Raw genomic sequence first — 19,038 nt, forward strand, 5'->3', positions numbered from 1 at the left:
TTAAAAATCCCAGCTAATAAGTAACCGGGATTTAGTTCTACATTAGTTAATTAAAATCAATCAATCCACTCGGTGTGGAACACACCTTCTTTATCGGTACGCTTATAGGTATGCGCACCAAAATAGTCACGCTGCGCCTGAATCAGGTTAGCAGGCAAGACTGCAGAACGATAGCTGTCGTAGTATGCGATGGCTGCAGAGAACGTCGGAACCGGAATACCATTCTGAACAGCATATGCAACAACATCACGCAGGGCTTGCTGATAATCATCGGCGATCTGCTTAAAGTATGGAGCCAGCAGCAGGTTAGCGATGTCGGCATTCTGCTCATAGGCATCAGTAATCTTTTGCAGGAACTGAGCACGAATGATACAGCCGGCACGGAAGATTTTCGCTATCTCGCCGTAGTTCAGATCCCAGTGGTATTCATCAGAAGCCGCGCGCAGCTGGGAGAAGCCTTGAGCGTAAGAGACGATTTTGCCCAGATACAGAGCACGGCGAACTTTCTCAACGAACTCCGCTTTATCGCCTGCACTCTTAGCCTGCGGTCCGGTAAGAACCTTCGAAGCAGCCACACGTTGATCTTTCAGAGAAGAGATATAGCGAGCGAATACAGATTCAGTGATGAGTGACAGCGGTTCACCGAGGTCAAGAGAGCTCTGGCTGGTCCATTTACCGGTACCTTTGTTTGCTGCCTCATCGAGGATCACGTCAACCAGGTATTTACCCTCTTCATCTTTTTTGGTGAAGATGTCTTTAGTGATGTCAATGAGATAGCTGCTAAGCTCACCTTCATTCCATTCGGTAAAGGTTTGCGCCAGCTCTTCATTAGAAAGCGCCAGACCGCCTTTAAGTAAAGCGTAGGCTTCTGCAATGAGCTGCATATCGCCATATTCAATACCGTTATGAACCATTTTGACATAATGACCAGCGCCATCGGCACCGATATAGGTTACGCACGGCTCACCGTCTTCAGCGACAGCAGCAATCTGCTTGAGAATTGGAGCAACCAGTTCATAAGCTTCCTTCTGACCACCAGGCATGATCGAAGGACCTTTAAGAGCCCCTTCTTCACCGCCGGATACGCCGGTGCCAATGAAGTTAAAACCTTCAGCTGAAAGCTCACGATTACGACGAATCGTATCCTGGAAGAAGGTATTACCACCATCGATGATGATGTCACCTTTGTCCAGGTAAGGCTTCAGAGAGTCGATGGCACTATCAGTGCCTGCGCCCGCCTTCACCATTAACAGGATACGGCGTGGAGTTTCGAGCGACTCAACAAACTCTTGCACTGTATAATGTGGGACCAGCTTCTTGCCGGGATTCTCGGCAATCACTTCTTCGGTCTTTTCACGGGAGCGGTTGAAAACGGAGACGGTATAACCACGGCTTTCGATGTTGAGCGCAAGGTTACGCCCCATCACTGCCATACCGACAACCCCGATCTGTTGCTTGGACATTACATACTCCTGTTTTTATTTAATTTTGCTAAACAACACACTATATCTTAAACATTATATTAACTTAAATAGTGTAAAGCGCATAGAACAAGTTCGAATAAATCATGAGTATCTATTAGAATTTTACGATCATGATACAATAACATCATATATTTTGCTTGAACAGACGCAATCCAATCGAAATTATTAAGATAATTACCGAGAAACACATTACATTACATCGTAAAAATCAGTTAATGATAATTATAAATACAAAAACCTCGATGTAGCAATAAAGATTTACATCACGGGAATCGTTTTCGATCTATAGAAAACACATTAATACCACATGAGTGACGGCTATTATTTTGGCAATCAAAAAAACAATAACGCAAATACATCAGCAAATGAGATAAGTGTAAACTGCATTCAAAGCATTGTGCATAAGCTGGATCATAAACAATATAATTAATCGTATCAATGATGCGCAACTATTCAGTACAAGTCGAATTAAGGCCAATCACTATTTAGAAATCTCAAAAAAGGCAAGTTGAAAATAGACCAAGGAGTTGTGTCATAACCCATCCACACTAAACTCTATAATTAGCCCCCTGCATCACTAATCAAGTTACTAATTGAATACATTACTGTAAGACAATTTTATGAATTTCGACATTAAGAACATCATTATAAATTTCAAATAAAAATAACATCTTAAAAGCTGTTAATAAATTTGACAACTTTCGCAGGGCAACCGACTGCTACTGCATTACTGGGGATATTAGAATTAACAAAACTGCCTGAACCAATGATGACATTGTCTCCGATAGAAACGTCTCCTAATATACAGGAATTCGCATATATGGTAACATTATTACCTATAGTTGGGTAAACCTCAATATCTCTGGATTTTACCCCAATAGTAACGTTCTGGTATATATTACATCTTTCGCCGAGTATGACATTTTTACCTATAACAATCCCAACCGGATGTGGTAAATGAGCTTTTTTCTGGTATAAGTACTTTAAACCAACCGTAATGTGACAACTATGAATCAACGACGAACTCCTAAAATAAACATATGCGTAGAACCTATCATTTGCCCATCTTGAAATCGTGTTCCATCGAATCTTTAGTAGTCTATAAAAAAATACCGCAATTGGATACAAATAATCGTTTTTTTGTAATAAAAATTTAATCTTTATCATTGTGTTTCCTTAAAATCCTTTGGCAAATAGTCAATACACCAGGGATTCCGAGAGTAATAATTGACATTAACTGCAAATAAAAACACTCCCAGGTTTTTTTATTAAGAAGATTCCCCAGAAAGGCCGAAAAAACCTGGCTAAAAAGAGATGCATAAGCAGCGCCTATCAATCCATATTTAGGAATCCACCATATATTTAATAAGAAATTTATGAACAATCCAACAGTAGCTCGTACCAACCTCATAAAGGTTAAATTAACTGTAACTAAATAATTAGTACATGCCCCCCCCATAACCGCAAACACTGTAGAAAAGACAGTAATCGATAATATAGAGAAACTTTCTGAATAAGATGCTCCAAATATTTTCTCCAGGAAAAGCCATGAAAAAATAATAACACCAATAGCTGCAGTAAATGAACTAAAAAAAACCAAATCAAAATACAACTTCAAATTTTTCGCACTATTATCATGTGTTAGCAACGGGAAAAAAGAAGTAGCTACCGCAGCAGGAATAAAAGCATAAGCATCAGAAATCCTTATAGCCACGCTAAATATACCTAGACTCTCAGTACCCATCATCTTTAAAATCATTATCTGATCTAGCCTTGTATAAAGAACTACTAAAAGCGAAGATAAGATAATTGGATATGATTTTTTTAACAATGAAAGAATAATGGTTTTTTCAAATAATTTTAGACGAATATATAATCGCTGCACTCTCATCTGATATTCAATAATAATGAAAGAAACAAGAACATCAAATGTATATGATACTGCATACCAAACTATTGAAACATTCTGAAAAATCAAAAATATTTTAACTATAGAGGATATTACCAAGGCAATCAAACTATATTTAGTAACAATATAAGACTTTGATTTTGCTTGAAAAAAAGAAAAAAAAGTATTTTGCGTTTGAAATACAAGGCTAAGCAACGAAATCACAAAAACAGACTTGCTAACATTCGAAATATTGGAAAAAAACAGTCCAGCAATACAAATAATTAGCACAACAATAGAGATAAGAAATTTTGATAGCATTACTGTTGAATACAGTTTCTGATCATCACTTGCATCTTTATTTTTAGAAAATTCGTTTATTAAAATACTATCTAAACCCAAACCTGTAACGCAAAGAAACATAATTGCAATGCTTTGACTAAAGTTCAAGATCCCAGTATCACTGGGACCAAGTTGTCGTGATATTAATGCAAATAAAACAAATGTAATTACTGTCCTTAATATTTTTTCTAAAAAAATCCAACCAGCATTTTTTATATAGGATTGCATGTAATAGTACTCTTTAATGAGGACAATTAATTTTTAAATCTTATGATACCGGACCAAGTTTATTTAAAATTGAATGTATTAGCCCCTTGAATATATATTTCATCTTCCTTTTTTTATCTTCTTCATATAAAAGAACACATAATGTCTCATGTATTACCCTCAAAACATTCAAATAAAAATAAGAAGGATATTCGAATAAATATTTAAAGCTTAAGTGTGTACCGTTTCTTGCTATATAATACTTCCGCTTAAAATTATGATGATTTGGTTTTAAAGTTACACCTAGAAATTTATGGACACTCCTATTTCCTATTTGATGCTCCAAACAAATATTATAATTAATATAAATTTTTATGCCATGAGTCGCAGCCTTCAGACACAGCTCGGTATCAACATGATCTATAATATATTTTTCAGTGAAAGGCCCGATGACATTCCATATATTAACATCGAACCCCATACCTGATGAAATAGCAAATGCAGTAACTTCCTCTTCCCTCGTTACAGTATATTTCCAACGGGTAAGTTTAACAAAAGCTGCATGAGTTTTTGAATTAATATCTATAAAATCCGGAACAACCATTTTAGCTTTCTTTTCGGAGATAAAAAGCTCCATAGAAGAAAAGAAATCATTAGGCAAAATGGAATCTTGATCAAAAGTAAATATATAGTCACAGCCTTTTGAAATAAGAGAGTTTATACCTTTATTGAATGCTCCCGCAATACCGCCATTATTCGCATTATGTATATATTCGCAACTATAAGGGATATTACTAATTTCCCTGCTATTATCAACCGTGCAAAGAACGATATCATCCCTAACATATTGCATCAAATTTTTTAATATTTCACCATCAGGCTCAAAAAGAACAACGACTACACCAAAACGCATATACTGAACTCCAATAAAATTAAAAAACGCTAATTTATTTTAAAAAACACAACTTTTCTTTAAATAAATATATAATTTTGTAAAGAAGATGTCTATCTCTATTTGCTCTCATATACAAATAGGTTCTTCGCAATAATGGAAGCTTTGATTCATTCAAATGTAACTCATAACGAAAATATTTATTTTTATTGCGTGATGTTTCATACATAAGTTTAACCGGGATTTTAAACTTCCATGAAAGATATAAAAGACTTAATTGGTCCCTCTTAGGTCCGTTTATAAAAAAATCCCACCATTTTTCCATAAGAAAAATTACATCTGGATCAGTATGTTTTCTCATTATTATATTATTTTCCCCCAAGCCGTAGGTTCGAGGGTATCCATCAGATTTCAATAAGTCATATAAATAGTCATATCCTTTCCTAGTAATTTTATTTAGTGCAATACATTCATTTAGTTCGTCATAAATACATGCTCTCTCGAAGTGTTTTGGTATGCAAATTTTTTCCTCACTGAGATACTTAATTAGAAGCTCAATTGGATTATTTATAACTCGAATATTTGAATCAATATATATACTATATTTATAATCTTCAAAAAACTTGTGAGGTAAAAACTTAATTTCTCTGTTAGCCTGAACTGGATCAGTAATATTTTCAACTAACCTGATATCCCAGATATCGGATTTTAGCGTTTTATCATCTGTATAACAAATAAAATCGCAGTTAGAAAACTTATACGCTGGTTCCACTAACTTATCATACGCACCAAACAATGCCGTATAAATGACTACATTATCATTCTCGAACAATTTCCACCTCAGTTGGCAAGTTACATTCACCTAAAGATATGAAGTAACAATATCTAACTTAGATACATCTTGTAAACTAAGTGGTGTCTATAAAATATTCTGTATAAAAATCACTACACTACTAACTAAAATCATCGTAATGAACACTACAACAGAATATTGTAGCAATGAACTGTCGCTATAAAATATTATAGAGTTTTTAAATACACTTTATCACCAGATTGAATATTTCACTTTGGACATTTAAAGCTTACAGCCTTTAAAAGGCTGTAAGCTTGTATTATACAAACATGACTCAAATACAAAAAATTATATTAACTTAGGTAGTATTAATTCTAGTGCTTTCTTCCAGTCAGATGGAGTAATACCTAACAATTCAATTTTACTGGTATTCAAGACGGAAAACGCAGGTCTTTTGACTGGCGTTGGATACTGATCACTATTTATAGCCGTTACATTAGGTATGTTATCCATCATTTTTGATTTATCAGCTATATCAAAAATAGTTTTTGCAAATCCAAACCATGAAGTCCTAACATCACCGCAATAGTGGTAAAGCCCCTTAGGAGTATTTTTAATCAACATATGTATAATTGCATTTGCAATATCTCCTGCATAAGTTGGACAACCAATCTGGTCATCTACGACGTTTAGGTTATCTTTATCTTTTCCATGCCTTAGCATTGTTTTTACAAAATTATTTCCATACTCGCTAAAAACCCAAGCCGTTCTCACAATAATAGCGCTGGGTGCAAAGTTAATTACTGCATTTTCACCCTCAAGTTTAGTCAGACCATAAACACCTAGAGGATTGGTTTTATCATTTTCTAAATAAGGAACAGCTGAGTTTCCATCGAAGACATAATCTGTTGAGACATGAACTAAAATTGAATTATATTTACTGGCAGCAATAGCTAAGTTTTCAGGGCCAGTCTTATTAACTAAAGCAGCAATATTATGTTCACTTTCAGCTTTATCTACTGCAGTGTAAGCAGCCGCGTTGACAATTGCATCGGGCTCATATTGTCTAACTGCACTCAATACGGCTTCTTTATTGGTTATATCTAATTCAGCAGTGTCTGTTGCCCACACTTCCCAACTGTCAGGGAGTCTATCCTGAAAACACCGTCCAAGCTGACCATTTGCCCCGGTTAACAGAATTTTCATGCAAAGAGCTCCTTCAAACGTTTACCTGCTTTATCTTTTTCTGAGAGCAATGGTTCTGATATTGGCCATTCAATCCCTAAATCAGGATCATTCCAAATTAAGCAACCTTCCCCTACAGGGGTATAGTAATCAGTACACTTATATTCAAAATCTGCGATTTCTGATAACACAACAAATCCATGTGCTAAACCTGGAGGTATCCAAAATTGCGTTTTATTTTCTTCCGATAGATAAACCCCCTCCCATTCACCAAATGTCGGAGAATTCTTACGGATATCAACTGCAACATCAAATACTTCCCCACGCACAACCCGAACAAGCTTGCCTTGGGGATTAACTGTTTGAAAATGTAAACCTCTTAAAACACCTTTAGAAGAACGAGAATGATTATCTTGGACAAAATCAAACTCTATACCAAGCATTTCTTGATAACGCTGCTTCTCAAAAGTTTCAAGAAAAAAACCGCGAGCATCACCAAAAATCTTAGGTTGAATTATTTTCACATCTTTAATTTTTGTATCAATAACCTGCATCGTTATTTCTCCTCAATTAACATCTTGAGATATTGTCCATATTGCGTCTTAGAAAGTACATTGGCCTGAGCGAGCACTTCCTTTGCGTTTAGCCAACCTTTTCTATATGCAATCTCTTCGAGGCAAGCTACCTTGAAGCCCTGCCGTTGCTCAATAGTATGTATAAATTGCGATGCTTCCAGAAGACTCTCATGAGTTCCAGTATCAAGCCATGCAAAACCACGACCGAGTTTCTCAACATGGAGATTACCACTGTCAAGGTACATTTCATTAAGTGTTGTAATCTCAAGTTCACCGCGTGAAGATGGTTTTACTTGTTTTGCCATGTCAACGACATTGCTATCATAAAAATAAAGCCCAGTAACTGCCCAGTTCGATTTTGGTAGCGCTGGTTTTTCTTCCAGCGATATGGCCCGATTATTTTCATCGAATTCAACAACACCAAAGCGCTCGGGATCCATCACTTGATAGCCAAAAACCGTTGCGCCTTCAGTTCTTTTCACAACGGATTCTAATTTACGGCCAAAGCTTTCACCAAAATAAATATTGTCTCCAAGTACTAACGCACAACTATCACCATTTATAAATTCCTCCCCAATAAGAAATGCCTGTGCTAGACCGTCAGGACTGGGCTGAATTGCATAACTAAAATTAACACCAAATTGGCTACCATCACCCAGCAAACGCCTAAAGCCAGGCATATCATCAGGAGTTGAAATGATCAGAATATCACGAATGCCTGCTAGCATTAAAACAGATATGGGGTAGTAAACCATTGGTTTATCATAAATAGGCAATAATTGTTTTGATGTGCCTTTAGTAATAGGATAAAGACGAGTACCGGAACCACCGGCTAAAACAATACCTTTCATTGCATAATTCCTGTCAAAATTAATGAGAGAGACCTAAGCGTTCACCAGCATATGAGCCATCTTTAACACGACTCCACCATTGTTCGTTAGCTAAATACCATTCAACAGTTTTACGAATTCCACTCTCAAAAGTTTCTAATGGTTTCCATCCCAACTCTTTAAATATTTTCTGTGCATCTATAGCGTAACGTACATCATGGCCAGGACGATCGGTGACATAAGTAATTAGATCAGTATAATTTGCTATACCGTTAGGTTTATTTGGCACCAATTCCTCTAAAAGTTGGCAGATTGTTTTCACAACATCAATATTTTTTCGTTCGTTATGACCACCGATATTATAGGTTTCACCGACCTCACCTTCGGTAACGACTTTATATAGTGCACGGGCATGATCTTCAACATATAACCAGTCACGTATCTGGCCACCATCACCATATACAGGAAGTGGTTTTCCTTCCAATGCATTTAAGATTACCAGTGGGATTAGTTTTTCAGGGAAATGGAACGGACCATAATTATTTGAACAGTTTGTTACGATCGTAGGTAGTCCAAAGGTCCGCAACCAAGCACGTACTAGATGATCACTTGATGCCTTTGATGCAGAATAAGGACTACTTGGTTCATAAGGGGTCGTCTCAGTAAACAAATCAGTTGTGCCATGTAGATCACCATATACTTCATCAGTGGAAATATGGTGAAAGCGAAATGCTTGCTTAGAATCGCTACTTAATTCACTCCAATACTGGCGTGCGGCCTCTAGTAAAATATAAGTCCCGATTATATTTGTTTCAATAAATGCCAAGGGGCCATCAATTGAACGATCAACATGACTCTCGGCTGCAAGATGCATTACAGCATCAGGCTGATGTTTTCTGAATACATGATCTACTGCATTTCTATCACAAATATTAACTTGCTCAAATACATAGCGAGAATTATCAGAAACAGATAATAATGAATCAAGGTTACCCGCATAAGTTAAGCAGTCCATAACAACCACTTCATCTTTAGTATTATTAATTATATGACGTACCACAGCCGATCCAATAAACCCAGCACCACCAGTAACAATAATTTTCATACTACCCTCTTCTATCTAATGAGTTTGCTTTATTAAATTTAAGCTATTCACAATATGCATAAATTATATTATTCACTTTAAATCCCAATAACGTTTATGCATACTAAAGGCTTTAATTAATTTAAAAGGTATTTTTTTATACTGTTGACCTAGCATGTAACCAATTATTTTCATGAAGTTATTTACACATGCAAGCGGTATCCACAACGGGTATTTTCTTACTAGGTATTTTAACTCCGATATGATAAATTTTTTACCTTCACCTTTAGCTCCTCCAAAGTCACGTCTTATCCATGGCTCATCCGTATGAAATACACCAATATCAAAATATCTTTTGAATTCTTCGACAGGTGTATAATTATGAGAATGACGAACAACTGCACCCGAGACATAGGCAACCTTGTACCCCGAGTTAACAGCCTTGGCTGTGTAATACATATCTTCACACAATATTGTATTTGATGGAAAGCCGTTTAACTTATTGAATACAGATAGTCTATAGGCTGAAAATGAGTTAGACATAAATACTGTTTTCAAACCCATCTCGGATACGTTGCTTTTATTGCATGAATATGATTGTTCTGGATAATTAAAATAACGCGCATGCGTTGCTATTGGGTTAGCATTTTCATGCGGGAGTTGTCGCCCATATGCACATGCGACCAATTCGTCATCGAAAACATCAATTATCTTTTCAATAAATCCTGGTTGAGGTATTGCATCTTGAGTCAAAAAAATAACAATATCATACTGATTAATATAATTTTTAATTGCCTGATTTCTTGTTCCGCCGTGATTAAAATCACTACTATCGATTATCATTACATCAAATGAAGCATTCTTTGCTACTTGCACAGTGTCATCTTTGCTACTTGAATCTATTACATGAACAAACAAATCATCTGGTGCATAATTTTTAATATTGGCTACAACTGAATGCCATATTTCTCCGCCATTATAAGTCGGTATTGCGACATAGTATTTCATATAATAACTCATTGTTTAATATAGGTACTTAATAAGCACCATCTTTTTTTAGTACTACGCCAATTGTTTTAAATAGAATGGCGATGTCATTCCACATAGACCAATTTTTCACGTACCATGCATCGAGATACACTCTAGTTTCATAGTCGACATCACTACGCCCGCTTACCTGCCATAATCCCGTCATTCCTGGTTTACTTAGAAGATAGTAATCAACCTCTTCATTATATCTTTCTAACTCTGCGGTGATGATTGGTCGAGGGCCCACTAGACTCATCTCACCTTTTAAGACGTTAAATAATTGTGGAAGCTCGTCCAAACTGGTTCGACGAAGAAAAGCTCCAATTTTAGTAATTCGCGGATCATTTTTTAATTTAAATGTTGCTTCCCATTCGTCTCTAGCACTTTTATCATTAGCCAGCAATTGCTCAAGCACCTCCTTTGAATTAATAACCATCGAACGAAATTTTAAACATTTAAATGCCTGACCACCTTTACCAATACGTTCATGGCCATAGATTGCTGGTCCACCATCCTCACGTACCTTCCGACTGATATATAATAATACAGGCGACAAAATAATAATAATTGCTACAGAACCTGCAATATCAAATAGGCGTTTCAGAAAACGTGATGACCACTTAGCCAGATTCTGCTGTACACGGAAAATCATTACCTCATGACTAAAAATAAATGACATATCAGTACTATCCAGGGGCATCCCTCGTAACGTTGGTATAACTGATATATAACGAAAACCTTTAATCATAAAATTACGCAGCCAAGTATTGCGCATTTCGCTTTCGTATGATTCCACTGCGACAATAAACTGCGTTTTTTTATGTTTAGTCTCTAACCACTGGATATCATTGACCAAAACGCTAATACCTTCGATATTCTCGCCTGCAGTTTTCCCTCCTTCACTAGCAATAAAACCTACAATATTCAATCCGAGATTACGCTCACTACTTATAGCCTTATAAGCCTCACGCGCATTCTCTCCACTGCCAATAATCCAAGTATCGCGTTGCCAATAGCCAAGTATATCTAAAATACGCTTGGTGGCCATACGTGCGGCAGGAACCAAAAGTAATGTAAATAACCATGTCAGCCCCCATTGATAGCGTGAAAATGACCAAGTGGTGAATGCAATAACAGCTATTTCGATAATCGCGAAAATAACAAGAGTTCGAAGTATTTCCTTCAACTCAAACCAAAAAGTTTTTCTATAAAAATAATGTCGCAAGCGCACTGAATACCAACCCACACAGCAAAAGGCTAACAGCCAATGCAATGCAATCCAACCCTCAGTTTGATTTAGTGGGATAAATTGATCATTATGATGTTGGGTAAAGGCTAGTAACCCGATAGCGAGATAGATAGATATAATAAAGCTGATAAAATCTGATAGTGCAAGTGCTGTACTGACTAAAAAACTCCTGCCGAGAAGCGTCATGTTACCCTCTCAATATAACGTATTATATAACTATTATAATTAACGGCAAAATCTTAAATATTAACTTAAGAAAAATCGGACCATTAGCGATCCGATTTTCTAGCTCAATCACTTATCATTACTATATGAATAACCATAGTGGCTATAGCCGTAGCCATAATAGCTACTAGCTTTTTTAACTATCCCATTTAGTATACAGCCTTTCACCTGCACACCACTCTGTTCAAAACGTTTGAAACTAACTTCAAGTTCTTTAACAGTGTTTTGCTCGAAACGGGCTACAAGTAATGTAGTCCCCACATAATGGCCTATAATCGCAGCATCAGTGACTGCTAATATGGGTGGCGTATCAAGGATAACCATATCATAATGTTGGCTAGCCCATGTCAGCAGCTCGTTGAAACGGCGATGCATTAATAACTCTGCCGGATTAGGAGGTGCAATGCCTCGAGAAATATAATCAAACCCCGCAGAAATAACAGTTTGCACCGCCTTTATGATTTCAACTTTTCCAGAAAGAATATCGGATAAGCCATTTTCATTGCTACGATTGAATAATTTGTGAGTGTAACCTTTGCGCATATCTGTATCAATAAATAATACTCTTTTCCCCGTTTGGGAAATTACTGCTGCAAGGTTAGTACTAACAAATGTTTTACCCGCATTCGGACTGGCACCAGAAATCATTAGTACATTATTCCTAGCTTCCATCATAGCGAAATGCAAACTGGTACGTAGGCCTCTGATCGCCTCGATAGCTAAATCTGCTGGGTTTTCTAACGCCAGAAAACTTTGATATTCAGGCACATCTTTTTTGCGCAATCCCGGTGTTTGAGTAGCAGTTTTTGCAAAACTCTCGGAGACAGGGATGCTAGCATAAACGCTAATGCCAACTTCTTCCAACTGTTCAGGATTTTCGATTCCCCGACGCAAAAATACACGTAGTAATACCAATCCTACTGATACTACCCCCCCCAAAACTACTCCAACTAATAAAATTATTACCTTTTTCGGTTTTACAGGCTTAGGCTGAAATACAGCATTATCAATGATTCGGACGTTACCAATCGCACTTGACTTAGCAATGTTTAACTCCTGCTGTCGATTTAAAAGTTGCATATAAACAGCCTGTCCTGAATCAACATCCCTGCTTAATTGCAATATGTCTTGTTGCGTTTTAGGCATTGCTGATACACGTTGGTTTAGCTTTGCCTTTTCATCCTGGAGAGTTTTACGCTTCTCCATAAGCGCTTTATAAGTTGGATGCTCTTTAGTATACAGTTGTGAAATTTCTGATTCACGAAATGTCAGCTCATTTAACTGATTATCAACGTTAACGATCTGTTCAAGTACTGATTTTGCCTCCAGAGATAGATCTACGGAGTCTTTTTGACGCCGGTACTGATTCAGTTTATCTTCAGCAATATCTAAGTCATTGCGCACCTTTGGCAGCTGTTCATTGAGGAACTCCAAGCTTTTTGCATCCTGTGCCGCCTGTCGTGCCACATTTTGTGCCAGATAATTATTACTTATACTATTTAGTATTTTCTCCAGTAACAATGGATCCGGACCAGTCAACGACAAACTTAACATGCCAGTATCCTTGCCTTGATCTGCTACCGATAGTACCTCTTGCAAGTCTGTGATGGCTTTTAGTTTACTCACATATGAAATGATAAATTCAGATCCAGGTTCTGCCTCGATTTTATCGACCTTAAGAGAAATACCATTGCTCTCTAGTAAAACACCAACCACTCCAACTATCTGATTATCGTTAAAAGCTATACTGTAATGATTTTTATCTTTAACCGTCAGTTTCAGCTTAGGGATATCCAAATCGCCATCCATGGGCAAATATAATCTGCTTACTGCCAAACTACCTGTATGTTTATTAGTTAGTCGTGCCCAGCCTTTGCCTAACAAAGGAAAAAAATCCGGCTCAATCCTAGCTTGTAGATTCAGATCATCAACTGTTTTACCCAAGATCATACGTGATTGAAGCAATGCAATTTCCGGGGCTGACTGAGGCTGACTATCAGGTAACATTTGACTCAAACTATTAAGAATTGCATTGCCCTGTTTCTGCTCTACTTGTAACAATGCGTCAGCTTGGTAAACAGGGGTGGCAAATAACGCGTATAGTAGAGCAACTAACGTAAATAATGCAGTAACTGAAACAATTAGCTTCCTATGGTCGATAAGCTCGCCAACTAATCTGCCTAAATCGATTCCTTCCGCCTCTTTCTCGACGGCTCTATTATTAACTGATGACATGCAGTGATTCCTGATAATTATGCGCCCAATTTCTCGACCCAACGTAATCCAGCCTGTTCAATCAACTGGTATACCGAAGCAAATGCTTCATCGCTTTTTCGATAAGGATCAGGGATTTCTTTTTGATTTATCCATTGACCGAATAACATCGTTTTCCCCCTGACTTCGGGTGCGATCCGACCAATTTGTTCAATATGAGATTTTTCCATTACCAAAATCAGATCATATTGCCGCCCCAAGGTAGAGGTAAATTGTCGCCCTTTATGGCCATCTAATGAAATACCATGTTTTTCCGCAATTCTGATAGCACTATCATCAGCACAATGTTCAACCAAAGCACCTGTACCTGCTGAATCAATTTTCTTATTGGGCAATGCTCGCCGCAAAAAACGTTCGCCAAGTGGTGAACGACAGATGTTTCCCGTACAAACAACAAGAATAGAATCAAACATTATTGCATATCCTTGATAAATTTTACGGTTTCAGTCATATCGTGAACTCCGCTAATAGTCGGAACTAACTGCGAAATGACACGGTTCCAACGGACCAGAGGTGCCGTAGTTACATAGACAATATCATAGGGTTGTAGCTGAAATTCAGTACCTAACACCATTGCGGATGCATCTTGCGCATTCAATTGATAGATGTTAGCAATCTTACCATGTTTATCTCCCTGCAATTGGCGAATAACAAACACACCCGTAGCATCGCTGAAGGCTTGTGACATTCCTTCCGCATTGCCTAGTGCTTCAGCCAACGTCATACCGCTGCGATCCATCTTCATGGTACTCTGTTTACCCACTTCACCCATGACAAATACTTTCAGATCGTCATTACGTGGCACAAATAAAATATCGCCAGGATAAAGCATATAGTTCTGAGTTAGGTCACCTTTCTGCATCAACGCATATAAAGAGATTTTAGTATCTTTACCATTATGCGTAAGTACAACGTTACGCCAATCTGCATCGGCTTCTAACCCCCCAGCTGCGTTTATGGCGTCCATAACGGTTAGCGGTATATTCGTAATTGGCTGCTGGCCTGACTTAGCAACTTCACCAGTGACATAAGCTTTCTGCGATCGAAACGCAGCAATACTGACGTCAACCTGCGGACTTTCAATATACGTAGTGAGACGATTGGCAATCTCTTGTCTCACTTGAGTTAAGGTCTTACCTGCGACCTGAACCTTGCCGATATACGGATAGAAAATAGTCCCGTCAGAATTTACCCAGTTGCCCGTGTCACTTGCGCTACGATACTGGCCTGCCGGGGTAGTGAGCTCAGGGTGATCCCAAACAGTAACCATCAGTACATCACCAACGCCAATGCGATACTCATAGCTTTTTAACAGACTATCCAATTGAGGATTCGAACGAGCAATTACAGGTTCGGGGCGGAGTTTATCTATAAGACCGGGCGTCATAGGATAAACATTCACTAGTTTATCCAGATCGTAATCGCTATCCGGTAGCTCAACCACATTCTTACGAAGGCTATTCAATCCCTGACCTGGCATGATTGTACAAGCAGATAAAACCCCTATTGCTAGTGCCAATGCCGAAAATCTAACAATTTTTTTCTTCATAATGTCACATCATCAGTAAACTAAAAGTGTCTCATTCCCAAACTACCGCGCATTTTTTAGCTCTTCACAGACAGCTGAAACCAGCGTTCATATACTAGCCTGCTGACATCCTAAATTTGCTGTAGCTGAGCTATAAATTAAATGGTATTTCAATCCCGGCACTGGCACCAACGTCATCGCTATCACTGTTATCAGCATCGGTGTACCAGAGGGAAGTATTTAAACGCACTGATTTATACACATCCCCGCTCCAGCCCAACTGCACTCCTTTCAGAGTATCCGATTGCGGGAAGGCTTTATTAATCGACTGACTTCTTGGATTGACCTTGGCATAAGCCAGGCGTGCGCTCCAACGTTGATTATCTTCTGTCACCAATTCAACCTTACCGGCATACAATTGACCATCTCCCCCCATTGCGTCACCCAGCGGATAACCCTGCTGGTAATACCCGTCGGTATAAATATGGTGGTTATAGCTGTAGTTCAGGCGGTCCATGTTGGATCGGGTGTCATGTGCTTCCACATACCAGTTGACGGCATCTTTACCCCAACCGTGGTGCCCCTCAACTCCTCCCAGGAACATATTTGCAGAGGGAAGATATCCGGCCTCGTCTTCACCAATAAGTTGACCATAGAAACTAATCGGCCAACCAAGCGTAGGCTCTAGCTTAAATTTAAAATCAAAACCGGCTAGCTGGTTACCCGGTTCATTCGCTGTACCGGTGTTATCTTTACCCGTAAAACCATCCCAGAAGCTGCTAAACGACTCCGGCCTCCCCTCCCCGCCCCACTGCATAATGCGCGATGCGCCCAGTTCAAGGGACTGGAAAGGAGAAAACGTCAGACGACCGCCGATAATTTTGGTATGCGGTACGGCGGTATATTGATTCATCTGGCTGGCGGAAATCTGATACTGCCACGGGCCAATCCAGCGCAGCCACCAGGTTTCCGGTGCGGCCTGTTCAGCACGCTGCATTAAAACGCCGGTCATTGGCCGCATCGCATCACCGCGGATCAGGCTGCCTTCATAACCCGGCCCCCACCACTGCGGCATCTGACCAAATGAGAGCCACTGGTTCCAGAACTTAACCGCGCCATAGGCGCCGTTAGCATTAAAACGTGAACCGTTGCTGATGCGTTCGTCACCTTCAACGTTGCCCTGCAGGTGCACATCCCACCATTCGCCGCTGTTATTAAAGGCTAATGATAAAGAGCTATCCGCAGGCTGATTCTGACCAAAGCCCTGCGGCGTTCCGGGCTTATCCGTTGAGGTATAGCCGCTCACCCGAAAATCCGCTTTTAAAGAGTCGAGGCGCTGGTTGATTCGCGCCAGAACAACCTGTTCGGAAGAGTAAGAGGGTTTTGCCTTCTTAAGGGCCCGGTTAATCTCTTCCTGGCTCAGCGGCCAGGTCGACAGGCTGAGATGAATAACGCCTCGATCGGAGAGCCACGCCAGATCGTTGCGCAGTTCGTTGTCATTCATCACTAACCCGGAGGCATAGGCAAGTGAGCTGGCAGAAGTAAGCAGCCCTAATGCGAGTGCGATTCGCGCAATTTTTATCATTGTACAAGATCCATTTAAAGCCCCGTTTTCGCAAGCTGGCGCGACAAGGGGAACACTGATAGATGCAGCGCCCTCTGACGCCAACCTTTGCTATGTTTGGTCTACAGGTATTGGCCCGAGAAAACGAAAGCATGCCGATCGGAACGCCGTGCTAAAGCTCGTTTTCTACTCGCAGGCTACCTGCAGTACACAATGTATGCGAAATTGTTATTGAAGGCTATTCCATCGCACCTCATACCCGCAGTTTATCTGCCCGCCTCAAGACGAATACGTCCTGATTTGATGACAACTCGCTAGTATATACAGGTTGCGAAGAGAATCACCTGCATGGAGTCCACTTTAGGAATTTCTGTCGCATAAAATGAGATGTGATATAGAGAAAAGGCCTGGTCGCAGGTACGCTACCGCCCTTGGCTTAACAGCTACCAATGCACTGTACTTCTTTCCCTGTAAATTCGATCGTAGATTCCGATAAATCGGCGATTAATCCATCAAAGCAAACAATTTCGCGGCCATAAGTTTACGAGATTCTACCCTCAATTGGGAGCGTAATCTCACATTATCAGTTACGTTGCCAGCGCCACGAACCAATTGCCGATAACGCTATTGTTTTCTGCTCTTCACGTAAAAATGGAACCAGTACAAAGCAACTGAATAATCTCAACTTTATGATTTTATTGCCTTTTTCACCACAAAAAGTGTGTTGACTTAGCTTCAAGTTAATTATAGTTAGTCAACTACAAAAATTGATAGTAAAAAGAAGTATGCCACGCTGTTGTTATCATTAATAAATTCGATATTTAGCCAGAAAACTTATTTAGGAAACATCCTGGCTGATTATCATTGCGCTAATTATTGCGCAGAATGACCCATCACAAATTTATTTCATGGATATGAAATATCGCCGCTACTGACACTTTCATCATAAATTTCATATTGCATACAATGTGAACACGACATGATTCTTTCTGAATCCTTCATCTTTTCCACGTTTGTCTGAATCAGTAAAATCGCTTATGCAGATCGGCTCGGGTAAAAGGTTTTTCCAGTGGGCCAATCTTCACCGCAATCTCGTTCAGCAAAGATTGGGTTGGCGCCTTCGCCCCCGTATTCAGCAGAAGCGCCGGGATAATCACCATGCTCGCCAGACTGCCAAAGGATAACCGCGCTGTATGAGTGGCGCGAACGCGTGACTGTAGCAGCAGAAAAATTGCGCTGCCTGCGGCTCCCAGCAGTAAGCCGGCAATGACTTCAGAAGTTGAATGTGCGTGGACCATCAGTCGGGAGTAGCCAACCAGTCCGGCCAGAGCATAACCCACTATGACAGCAGTAAAACGAAGAGCTGGTGTAGCACGCGCGCACAGCAGCCATAAGAGGATTGGCCAGAAAGCTGAAGATAATGCGGTGTGCCCGCTAAAGCCAGTGAAGTCCAGCTCGCGAATCCCAATACCCCAACCCATAAATGCCAGTTTTGATGCGCAGACAATTGCGCCGGTTATGCCAAACAGCAGCGCCCAGTGCCAGGCCAGCTGCTTTGAATCTTTTCGCAGAAAAAGCACGATAAACAATACTGCCGCACTGGGTAACAGTACGGTGCTATCGCCAAAAAAAGTGACAACCTGCCAGTTCATTTATCTTTCATCCTTTGACGATCTCTCCAGTTCGCAACGCCTTTCCCGCGACATTTGTGTGGGCGTATGCAATCCTTAAGTTCACATTAATATGCACACGCTACCGTTGTTTAATGCGCAAACATGATCTCAGTCAAGTTTTATTTTCATGTTACACCTTGACTAAGGGCTACTTACTTAAGAAAAATCTTAGTAAGTAATTATCAGCAAAGAGTAAATTTTGCTTGTCTGACCATT

General features: G+C 39.4%; 16 protein-coding genes. All 16 read right to left on the minus strand.

Features of this window, described 5'->3' with window-relative positions; genetic code table 11:
- Window positions 1-56: 56 nt before the first annotated feature.
- The 16 genes from gndA to ABLU67_RS18980 all read right to left on the minus strand — a co-directional run bounded on the left by gndA (window position 57) and on the right by ABLU67_RS18980 (window position 18,801).
- Window positions 57-1,463 carry an NADP-dependent phosphogluconate dehydrogenase gene (gene gndA, locus ABLU67_RS18905; protein WP_348852453.1) on the minus strand — a complete coding sequence of 469 codons (1,407 nt, stop codon included), beginning with the start codon at window positions 1,461-1,463 and terminating at the stop codon, window positions 57-59.
- Between the two features lie 693 nt (window positions 1,464-2,156).
- Window positions 2,157-2,651, minus strand: coding sequence for a serine acetyltransferase (locus tag ABLU67_RS18910; RefSeq protein WP_200519235.1), 495 nt, complete (start codon window positions 2,649-2,651; stop codon window positions 2,157-2,159).
- On the minus strand, window positions 2,638-3,942 hold the full coding sequence (locus ABLU67_RS18915; RefSeq protein ID WP_200519236.1) for a flippase: 1,305 nt from the start codon (window positions 3,940-3,942) through the stop codon (window positions 2,638-2,640). The genes ABLU67_RS18910 and ABLU67_RS18915 overlap by 14 nt, the downstream gene beginning before the upstream one ends.
- A 40-nt stretch (window positions 3,943-3,982) precedes the next feature.
- Window positions 3,983-4,834: a glycosyltransferase gene (locus ABLU67_RS18920; RefSeq protein WP_200519237.1), complete on the minus strand. Its 852-nt coding sequence runs from the start codon at window positions 4,832-4,834 to the stop codon at window positions 3,983-3,985.
- A gap of 34 nt (window positions 4,835-4,868) precedes the next feature.
- Window positions 4,869-5,645, minus strand: coding sequence for a glycosyltransferase domain-containing protein (locus tag ABLU67_RS18925; RefSeq protein WP_200519238.1), 777 nt, complete (start codon window positions 5,643-5,645; stop codon window positions 4,869-4,871).
- 309 nt (window positions 5,646-5,954) lie between these two features.
- Window positions 5,955-6,812 (minus strand): dTDP-4-dehydrorhamnose reductase, encoded by an 858-nt coding sequence (gene rfbD, locus ABLU67_RS18930; protein ID WP_200519239.1) that lies wholly within the window; start codon window positions 6,810-6,812, stop codon window positions 5,955-5,957.
- Window positions 6,809-7,345, minus strand: coding sequence for a dTDP-4-dehydrorhamnose 3,5-epimerase (gene rfbC / locus ABLU67_RS18935; RefSeq protein WP_200519240.1), 537 nt, complete (start codon window positions 7,343-7,345; stop codon window positions 6,809-6,811). Before rfbC ends, rfbD begins: the two co-directional genes overlap by 4 nt.
- Window positions 7,346-7,347: 2 nt before the next feature.
- Complete coding sequence (gene rfbA, locus ABLU67_RS18940; protein ID WP_200519241.1) at window positions 7,348-8,217, minus strand: glucose-1-phosphate thymidylyltransferase RfbA; 870 nt, start codon at window positions 8,215-8,217, stop codon at window positions 7,348-7,350.
- A gap of 19 nt (window positions 8,218-8,236) precedes the next feature.
- Entirely contained in the window at window positions 8,237-9,301 is a 1,065-nt protein-coding gene (rfbB, locus tag ABLU67_RS18945; protein ID WP_200519242.1) for a dTDP-glucose 4,6-dehydratase, read from the minus strand.
- Window positions 9,302-9,373: 72 nt separating this feature from the next.
- A complete protein-coding gene (locus ABLU67_RS18950) occupies window positions 9,374-10,288 on the minus strand; it encodes a glycosyltransferase (protein WP_200519243.1) in 915 nt (304 codons plus the stop codon).
- Window positions 10,289-10,316: 28 nt separating this feature from the next.
- Window positions 10,317-11,744, minus strand: a complete 1,428-nt coding sequence (wbaP, locus tag ABLU67_RS18955; RefSeq protein ID WP_200519245.1) for an undecaprenyl-phosphate galactose phosphotransferase WbaP — start codon at window positions 11,742-11,744, stop codon at window positions 10,317-10,319.
- A 108-nt stretch (window positions 11,745-11,852) separates the two neighbouring features.
- On the minus strand, window positions 11,853-14,018 hold the full coding sequence (locus tag ABLU67_RS18960) for a polysaccharide biosynthesis tyrosine autokinase (RefSeq protein WP_348852454.1): 2,166 nt from the start codon (window positions 14,016-14,018) through the stop codon (window positions 11,853-11,855).
- Window positions 14,019-14,035: 17 nt separating this feature from the next.
- Entirely contained in the window at window positions 14,036-14,470 is a 435-nt protein-coding gene (locus ABLU67_RS18965) for a protein tyrosine phosphatase (RefSeq protein ID WP_200519249.1), read from the minus strand.
- Window positions 14,470-15,606, minus strand: coding sequence for a polysaccharide export protein (locus ABLU67_RS18970; protein WP_200519251.1), 1,137 nt, complete (start codon window positions 15,604-15,606; stop codon window positions 14,470-14,472). Before ABLU67_RS18970 ends, ABLU67_RS18965 begins: the two co-directional genes overlap by 1 nt.
- Window positions 15,607-15,736: 130 nt before the next feature.
- Complete coding sequence (locus tag ABLU67_RS18975) at window positions 15,737-17,170, minus strand: capsule assembly Wzi family protein (RefSeq protein ID WP_049080018.1); 1,434 nt, start codon at window positions 17,168-17,170, stop codon at window positions 15,737-15,739.
- A gap of 1,001 nt (window positions 17,171-18,171) precedes the next feature.
- A complete protein-coding gene (locus tag ABLU67_RS18980) occupies window positions 18,172-18,801 on the minus strand; it encodes a phosphatase PAP2 family protein (RefSeq protein WP_016946204.1) in 630 nt (209 codons plus the stop codon).
- Window positions 18,802-19,038: the final 237 nt, after the last annotated feature.

The organism is Klebsiella sp. GN_Kp190 (assembly GCF_040061795.1).
In the GTDB taxonomy this organism is placed as follows: Bacteria; Pseudomonadota; Gammaproteobacteria; order Enterobacterales; family Enterobacteriaceae; genus Klebsiella; species Klebsiella michiganensis.